Source organism: Xenorhabdus sp. PR6a (assembly GCF_028599065.1).
Taxonomy (GTDB): domain Bacteria; phylum Pseudomonadota; class Gammaproteobacteria; order Enterobacterales; family Enterobacteriaceae; genus Xenorhabdus; species Xenorhabdus doucetiae.
The window spans coordinates 130062-139055 of sequence record NZ_JAQRFJ010000002.1 but is presented as its reverse complement, the minus strand read 5'-3'; the positions used below and the strand labels follow the sequence as shown (position 1 = coordinate 139055).

Sequence of the window (8994 nt, the reverse complement as noted above, 5' to 3'; positions counted from 1 at the left end):
TGGCTTTTTTGCGTTTGGAAATAAGAAAATGTGAAAATTACTTCATGGACTGATATACACTATAGCCCGCAATCGCCCCGGCTATATCATAAGCAATATCATGCCAACTCCAGCCTGTTCCTGATGGGCGGCTATCATAAAGCTCTTTTGCTGCACCGAGACTGACTGATAGTAATACACCAAATTGTGCACTTTCACGATGTCCCCAATGTTGACGATCACCATAAGCATTTCCTGCGGTGGCTGCAAAAAAATGATAATTAATTATCTATTTTACAGTATTCTACTGATTAATCGGTCTACCCGAATGCGGCGTAAGCGCCGTATCAGTTTACGTACCTTAACAGGATAGAGCTGGATACTCTCCAATTCCTGATAATTATGGATGATTTTTGTATGAGTACGGATACAATCCAACTCCATTGCCCGTTGCTCTTTCATCTCTTGATGGGGATCGTGAATAAGAATGGCATTTTCCAGATCCAATCCCCATGCGCGAGGATTAAGATTATTACCCGTAATTAATTGCCATTTATTATCTACCCAGACCCCTTTTAAGTGATAAGTATTCTCTTGATCTTTCCACAACCGGATAATGAGTTGCTGGTTATCGATGAACTTTTGCAGTCGGCTAGTAAATCGACGCAAGTTAATTTCATACAGATAAGGCAACGCACCAATGATCTTAAAGGGTTCTTCTGGTGGGATATAAAAATCGTTAGCGGTTTTGTCACCAATGATGATCTCAACTTGTTTCCCTTGGCGGAGCAGCCGCGATATTGCACGCACCAACACGGCAGGTAAATTAAAATAAGGGGTACAGATAACCAACTTATTTTCGGTACAAGATATCAGATGGCAAATTGTTTTATTCAGCAAATTCTTTTTGCCCAATCCAACAAGAGGGGTTACCGCCAATTCTTCATTTGATGCTTGATTTTCAATGTGATACTCAGCATTTCTCAATGAAGCACGAAATTGACGGATCAAATTTTTAATTTCAAGACTACGAGGGCGATTGTGGCTGGTTAAATTTTTTACGGCTTCAGCGCTAATAATGCTGTCATCAATAAATTGCTTCATGATCGCGGCAAGTTTAGCATTATGCAGCAAATGATAACGGTCGTAGCGATATTTTTCATGGCGGTGCAGATAGACATCGTTAATGCTGGCTCCGCTGTAAATAACCGTATCATCAAAGATAAAGCCTTTTAGATGTAAAACGCCCAGTGCTTCCCGCGTGTTGACGGGAACACCCAAAATAGAAATGTTGACATCAGGGTAGCTTTCAGCCAAAGAACAGTACCAATCTGCATTTGTTGCCACTGCTTCTGCGCCAATACGACCACGTTGAGCACGGTGCCAATCAACCAGGATTTTTATGTCCAGCTCAGGGCGTTTTTGTTTAGCGGTATATAATGCGGTCAGAATATCCCGCCCTGCATCATCATTTTCTAAATACAATGCGGCAATATAAATATGCTGTTGGGCATTTGCTATACGCTCCAATAAGGTGCTGCGAAACATTTTAGTTTGATAAAGTGTCTCAATGTCAGCAACTGATTGCGATAGCTTAGGCAGTTGTGCAAGGTGTTGTTGGTGTTTTGCTTGTTTAAATTTGGACAACATCACAGTGCGTTTTTTCTCTTAGTTTAGATGGAATCAATACCATCATAAGGTGTATGAATCAAAATGATCCGGTGATGATACCATTAGTTTGGCTCATTGTGAGTATGAATTAACTTTCTTAAGCTGATTGCGTTAAGTCTGTGCGATTAATCACGAAGTGAGAATTTTTCCTACTTATCATGAAATGTATGCTGAATTTATTTTTTGCTATAGCTTCAACATCAGATTAACAATGCCGTCTTCTAACTGTATCTCGATGTTAAACCCAAGTTTTTTTGCCAGTTGGATCATATTGCGGTTTTCGGGCATCGTAATGGCCGTCAGTGCCTGAATGCCATGTTCTCTTGTGTAGTGAATCAGCTTCGTCATGAGTTGATAGCCTAACGTAACTCCCTTGAGATCTGAACGGACTAATACCGCAAATTCTGCTTCGATATTATCGGGATCGGCCATGGCACGAGCGACACCAATAATTTCAGGGGTTGTTGATGGATGACGGATCGCCACGAAGGCCATTTCCCGGTCATAGTCAATTTGGGTCATGTTGGCAAGATCGTCATGAGTAAACTCGCTGATCTCACTGAAATAGCGGTAATAGAGATCTTCTTTTGTCACTTGGCCGATAAATTCCTTCAGCAGAGGTTCATCTTCTGGCAGGATTGGCCGTAGCAAACATTCGAGACTATCTTTTATATGGATAGTTTCTTCCAGCTCGTTGGGATAAGGCCGGATAGCCAGTCTTTTGCGAGGATCGCCTGTTACAGGCGTCAACTCCATGGCCACATCCAATAGGGTGAACTCATTGCCTGATGCAAGCAGTGGATGAATATTCATGCGAGTAATTTGGGGACAATCGATCAGAAGATTGGATACTCTGACCAATAACTGGCTGAGAGCTGGGATATCCAGAGGCAAAAATGACCCCCCTGATTTTATTTTGCCGCCCTTAATTGCCTGAATCACCAGATAACGGGCTAATGCCATATTAAGAGGGGGAAGGGCGACAGCAGCCTGTGTTTCATGCATCCAATCAACCCCTCCCTCCCCAAGCATGATTAAGGGGCCAAATATCTCATCTTGCTCAATAGAAATTCTTAGCTCTTGGGTACCCGCCCGATTAGCCATGCTCTGTACTAACAATCCATGAATTCTGGCTTGCGGGAAGTTTTGTTTGACACGTTCGATGATCGCTTGTGTTGCTGTTTTGACTTCATCGGCATTACGCAAATAAAGCATCACGCCCTGAACCTCTGATTTATGGGGGATATCCGGTGAGCGGAGTTTTAAAGCCACGGGGTAGCCAATTTTTTCTGCAATATTGACGGCATCATCACTGGTATGGGCGATCCAAGTGGGTAAGGTATTTAAACCGTAAGCATCAAGAATAGGTTGTACCTCATGGGTATCCAGCCGGAAATTCCCGTTATCAAGGGCCTGCTGGATACATTCATGGGCTCTGGCCGTATTTGATGTAATGCCAATTGGCAAGGAGGGGGTTTCTTTGAGTTGTTTTTGGTTGCGCTGATATTCCACCATATGCATAAATGCGGTAATGGCACCTTCTGGGGTCCGATAAGTCGGAATACCTGCCTCACTAAACAAACGCCGGGCTTCCAGTGAAGAATATTCTCCACACCAATTCGTGAAAATAGTGATCCATTTTCCACGAGGATGCTCTTTAATGGTCTGTATAACCCGAACCGCCGTAGTTTGGCTGTGGGATATGGCACAAGGAGAATGGATTAGCAGCAAAGCATCATAATTATGGCTATCCAAAAGTAGCTTGAGTGTCGCAACATAGCGTTCGGTTGAGGAGTCATCACCGATATCCAAGGGATTACGTAAAAGAAGCGTGTCGGGAAGTAGGCCAGACAACCTGTTTATCGTTTCCTCTCCTAATATCGCGAGTTTTCCTGTCCTCCTGAATAGCTCATCCAGCGCCATGGCTGCCGGAGCGGAACCATTACTGACGATTAACAAACGTTCCCCGCGCAATGGCCGCATAAAACTCAATGTTTCCACTGCGGAAAACATTTCATGTGTATCCTGTACACGCAGTAACCCGGCACGTTGAATGGCGGCATCATAAGCCACATCGAAATTTTGTTGTTCTCCCAATAACTGTTGTGCTTTTCGGGTACGGCTGCTTTTCACGACCAGAATGGGTTTATTGCGTGAAGCGCTGCGGGAGGCGGAAAGAAAACGTCGGGCATCGCTGATATGTTCGAGATGCAACAAAATAGCACTGGTCTTACTGTCTCTTGCCAGAAAGTCGAGCAAGTCATCGATATCAATATCAACACTGTCACCCAAGGCAATAAAATACGAAAAACCAATATTGCGATGATTAGCCCAGTCCAGAATGGTATTTGATATTGCTGCCGATTGTGAAATAAACGCCAGTTTCCCCTTAAGGATAGGAATGGGCGAAAAACTGGCATTCAGCCCGCTCCAGGGTGCCAAAATGCCAAGGCTATTTGGCCCCAGAACCCGAATATGATGCTTTTGGCTGAACTGCTTCAATTCCATGAATTGTGAGGGTGGAGACGATAAGATAATGACGGTCTTACATCCGTGTTGGGCCAGTTGCTCCAGTAAAGGCAAATTGCGACTGTGATGGGTACAGATCACCGCCAAATCTGGCATCAGGGGCAATTTATCGATAGAAGGATAAGCTAATACACCCAGAACGGCATATTTGTTTGGTGTTACGGGAAGAATCGGTCCCGTAAACCCACCCATTAACAAGTTCCGCATCAACACTGAACTGGCTTTTTCCGGCTTTTCAGAAGCCCCAATAACGGCGATCGATTTAGGGCGCAATAATGCTTCAAGTCCACGCTGACTCATTTCTGGGGGTTCCTTATCAGTTATCACATCAATAAACAATCACTGTTGCTTAAACCATTAGCATGAATAACTTTAGCCACCATCAGTGACTTTAGCGCGGATTGTCAACCATTACTGTGACTTATTCCTACAGATGATTCGATTTTCCGGCCAGATATTGTTCACGAAAGTGATTGAAATGGCCCAACAATGACTGCGATGCAGCCACATCCCCAGCCAATTCCAGTGCCGCCGCCGCGACTTCAGCGGTACAATGTTGCTCCATTCTGGAAGGTATCCGAAGTAAATAGTCCATTTTGGCAATACTATTAATGGACAATAGGGGAATATCATCCAAATATGGGCTTTTGCGAAACATTTTTCTTGCTTCAGGCCAAGTACCATCCAATATAATGAACAGCGGTGGTTTCTGGTTCGCAGGGAGCTTCTGGTACACCATGCGGGGAGGCGTAGCATAACTGTCTGGGAAGATCAGATAGGGTTGTCGGGTTGGATCGCGTAATGCTTCAAGCATGTGTGGATCAGGCTCGGTTCTGGACCAGAGAAAAGCGAGCGTATCGGGCAGGATATCTGCAATCAACTTTCCGGTATTGCTGGGTTTCATCGGCTCAGTATCAAACATGATGAGACAGAAGCGGCTTGCCGCATTTGCAGGTGAAATTATTTCACACAGGCACTTTTTTTGGGGTAATAAACAATGCAGGCAACGCCGCACCCGGCATCCTCTTGCCTGAAAAGGGCGGGTAGAACGGGCAAGGCGACATTGGCGAAGCTGATAAACGGCGTTGTTATTTCTCATTTAAGAACTCAAACATGTTTGTAGATAAAACCAGTAAAAAATTAGCGGATATTTTAATGGATTGTCGTTGCCAGAGGTAGCTTCGGGCGCGCACATCGGGTAATCTTCGCGCCATAACGCAGTTGGAGAAATAAATGAACGATTCCTATAGTGGTAAGAGCGGCAAAGTCAAAGTCATGTATGTCCGCAATAATGAGGACAATAACGATAGCCGTAAGGACGGAGATCGTCGTAGAAACAGTGGCGGCCGTAAAAATGATAACCGTCCGTTTGGCAAAGGGCGTGAGCAGGGTGACCGCCGTCGTGGCAATGACCGCCCGTCTCGCTCAGACGATCGTTCTCCGTGGAGAACGATCTCCCGTCCGGAGGGAGAATCGCTTAAACCAGATCACAATGGGATTAGTGGCAAAAGTCACATTGATCCTGAACAGCTTCGCCGCCAGCGTTTGGAGGAAACCCGTATCTATGGGGAAAACGCGTGTCAGGCAATGTTTCAGAGCCGTCCTGATGCGATTGTTCGGGCTTGGTTTGTGCAATCAGTCACCCCGCGTTTTCGCGATGCTTTGAAATGGATGGCGGCAAATCGCAAGGCTTACCATGTGGTGGATGATGAAGAGCTGGCGAAAGCATCAGGCACAGAGCACCACGGCGGCGTATGTTTCCTGATTAAGAAACGCAATGGCTTGGATGCGGAAACCTATTTGCAGCAGGCACCGGCAAAAGATTGTGTGCTGGCATTGGAAAACGTGGGTAACCCACATAACCTTGGGGCCATTATGCGTAGTTGTGCGCATTTTGGTGTACAAGGTGTGATTTTGCAGGATACCGCGCTGCTGGAATCAGGCGCGGCTGTTCGTACCGCAGAAGGCGGTGCTGAACACATCAAAGGCATTGATGCCGATGGGTTTACAGCTACGCTGAATAAATTCCGCGATGAAGGCTACACCATTGTGACGACATCAAGCCATAAAGGCAGCACAGCACTGGCACAAGCCACATTACCAGAAAAAATGGTCTTGGTATTGGGTCAGGAAAGCGACGGATTAAGTGACAGCACTTGGGAAGATGGTGACATTCGTCTTTCTATTGGTGGAACGGGGCGAGTGGAAAGCCTAAATGTTTCCGTTGCAACCGGTATTATGTTAGCGGAATGGTGGCGTCAGAATAAGGTTTAACTTATCTCTGGAATAGATTTCAAGTTGCCATTTGTCAAAGAATAGTGACTTGAAAATAGAAGAGATAGTTCAATTTTCGTTATTAATAAAGCCCTGACTATTTAGTCAGGGCTTTATTTTGTTTTTTTTAATTTATTGAGTTTGTTTTTAAATAACAATTCAAAATTGTCGATTACTTCTTTACTCCTCGCGGCGCGAGGAGTAAAGAGTCTTCATAATTTGAATGTATCACTATGATGAAAATCCATTTAATACCGTAATGAAAAGTGTTTCACCAAATTAAATAAAAACATTTGTTATTATTTAAAATGAAATTATTAAGTTTGATGCTGGATTAATACAATAAGATTTAAAATAACACACATAAAAATCATGCCATTTATGGTTTTATCCATATCATTAATCTGTGTTATTAAATAAGTTAGCTAATTACTCTAAAAAATTTACTTTTTTATGGTTGTTAATGGTAATGGTTTTAATTATCATTTAACTAAACAAAGAAGAAATACCCTAATTTTCGTGAGCCAAAATTAATACCCCACTAATTGGATAGTGATATCCAGAAATTTATAGAGAAATGTATCACCCCGTTAGCCGTGTTCTTGTATGGAAACAGGGGTATGCAGAATATGGATGAAAGGGCTTTATTAAATGCGTTCGTTGAATACTTGTTGGGGGTATCAAACCTCCCATTTAACTAAGGAAAACTGGCTGCATGCCAATCGACATCTTGTAGCAAAAATATTGCGCGAACTTTGTCACGAAAAACTGATTACTCCAGTCCATTATGGTGAAGGGCAAGACTATTCTGTTGAAATAGATAATTTCCAATACCATTTTCAAGCACAAGCCTACCAGCTTGATCACTTGGATATTGATGCTGCATCAATATCCAAAGTTAGTCATGGTCAACTTCAACCTTTAGATGCCATCGAGTTGATTATTGAGTTGCACCCATTGCTGGATATTTCTGAGAAGTTACTGCCAATTTATCTCGATGAAATTTCCAGTACCCTCTATGGTCATGCCTTTAAATATCAAAAGAACCGACTGACTGCACAGGATTTGACTCAAGCAGATTATCAGACGGTAGAAACATCAATGAACGAAGGGCATCCGGTCTTTATTGCTAATAATGGGCGCATTGGTTTTGATGCTGATGACTATTTGGATTACGCACCAGAAAGCGCCCACCCAGTCACATTAATTTGGATTGCAGTACATCGAAATAAAACCGTTTTCTCTGCTCTATCTTCCCTCTCTTACTCAAAGTTAGTAGCAGAAGAGTTAGATAAATATTTGCCCGCTCAATTTGAACGACAAATGCAGTCATTAGGATTAAAGCTGTCTGATTATTATCTGATGCCTCTACACCCTTGGCAATGGAAGCACCGTATTGCCATTAGCTTTGCTGCGGATATTGCCAAACAAGAAATTGTTTACCTTGGTGAAGGTCATGATCGTTATTTAGCCCAACAGTCTATTCGCACATTTTTCAATGTTAGCCAGCCTAAGAAAAATTATGTGAAAACCGCATTGTCCGTTCTCAATATGGGATTTATGCGCGGATTAGATCCACACAGTATGGTAACGACGCCACAAATCAATGAGTGGCTTGGCAACTTGGTTGAAGCTGATACCTTCTTCCAAGAAAAGGGATTCACCATATTGAGGGAACGGGCAGCAATGGGTTATTTCAACCACTACTTTGAATCCGCCATCAAGAAGGATAACCCGCATAAAAAAATGCTGTCTGCACTATGGCGTGAAAGTCCCATGACGATTCTGAAAGAGAATCAACGCCTAATGACCATGGCCTCACTGTTACATATTGACCGAGAAGGCGGTTCGGTTGTTGCTGCTTTAGTCCAGGATTCAAGTCTATCCGTAGAAGATTGGGTATCACGCTATCTGGATGCTTACCTTTCTCCACTGTTGCGTTCCTTCTTCACCTACGATTTGGTCTTTATGCCACATGGTGAAAATTTAATGCTGGTACTGGAAAACAATGTACCGGTAAAAATGCTGATGAAAGATATTGGCGAAGAAATTGCCATTTTGAATGGCGATCTTGAATTGCCCGAAGAGATTAGTTTCCTGCATGTCACCATCAAGGATGAGATGAAGATCAACTATATCTTCCTCGATATCTTTGACTGTTTCTTCCGCTATTTGATTCCGTTGTTGCAAAAACATCTCGCCTTGCCAGAAGCCCGTTTCTGGGAATTGGTTGCCCACTGTGTTCACTGCTATCAATCACAACATCTGCATCAGATAGAAAAATTCCGCAAATTTGATCTGTTTAAGCACGATTTTGTACGTACTTGTCTGAATCGCCTGCAAATGGCGAATAACCAACAGATGATCGATCTGGATGATCGCGAGAAAAATCTAAAATTTGCCGGAACTTTAGTGAATCCGCTTCACGCTTTGCGAGAAAAATACTCTGTCGTATTTGAGGCAGGTGTAATGATGGAAATATCAAGGTAAACATAACAACAAATCATTTTGGTAACGGGATAAATAGAGTGACAAATTTAA

The 8994-nt window shown here is 43.2% G+C and carries 5 protein-coding genes and 1 pseudogene; 2 read left to right on the top strand and 4 right to left on the bottom strand.

Annotated features, from left to right (window positions below; all coding sequences use genetic code 11):
* Positions 1-37: 37 nt before the first annotated feature.
* The 4 genes and pseudogenes from PSI15_RS01250 to PSI15_RS01235 all read right to left on the bottom strand — a co-directional run.
* A pseudogene (locus PSI15_RS01250) lies at positions 38-244 on the bottom strand (YfiM family protein); the annotation flags it as partial.
* Positions 245-273: 29 nt separating this feature from the next.
* The gene (gene pssA, locus PSI15_RS01245) at positions 274-1632 is read right to left on the bottom strand and encodes a CDP-diacylglycerol--serine O-phosphatidyltransferase (protein ID WP_273581949.1); all 1359 of its coding nucleotides are present in this window, start codon (positions 1630-1632) and stop codon (positions 274-276) included.
* Between the two features lie 204 nt (positions 1633-1836).
* The gene (locus PSI15_RS01240; RefSeq protein ID WP_273581948.1) at positions 1837-4479 is read right to left on the bottom strand and encodes a bifunctional acetate--CoA ligase family protein/GNAT family N-acetyltransferase; all 2643 of its coding nucleotides are present in this window, start codon (positions 4477-4479) and stop codon (positions 1837-1839) included.
* A gap of 127 nt (positions 4480-4606) precedes the next feature.
* On the bottom strand, positions 4607-5278 hold the full coding sequence (locus tag PSI15_RS01235) for a tRNA-uridine aminocarboxypropyltransferase (RefSeq protein WP_273581947.1): 672 nt from the start codon (positions 5276-5278) through the stop codon (positions 4607-4609).
* Between the two features lie 134 nt (positions 5279-5412).
* Here PSI15_RS01235 and PSI15_RS01230 point away from each other — a divergent pair, with 134 nt between their 5' ends.
* Together PSI15_RS01230 and PSI15_RS01225 are read left to right on the top strand one after the other, a co-directional pair.
* Positions 5413-6453 carry a tRNA/rRNA methyltransferase gene (locus tag PSI15_RS01230; protein ID WP_273581946.1) on the top strand — a complete coding sequence of 347 codons (1041 nt, stop codon included), beginning with the start codon at positions 5413-5415 and terminating at the stop codon, positions 6451-6453.
* A 651-nt stretch (positions 6454-7104) separates the two neighbouring features.
* Positions 7105-8943, top strand: a complete 1839-nt coding sequence (locus PSI15_RS01225; RefSeq protein ID WP_273581945.1) for an IucA/IucC family protein — start codon at positions 7105-7107, stop codon at positions 8941-8943.
* Positions 8944-8994: the final 51 nt, after the last annotated feature.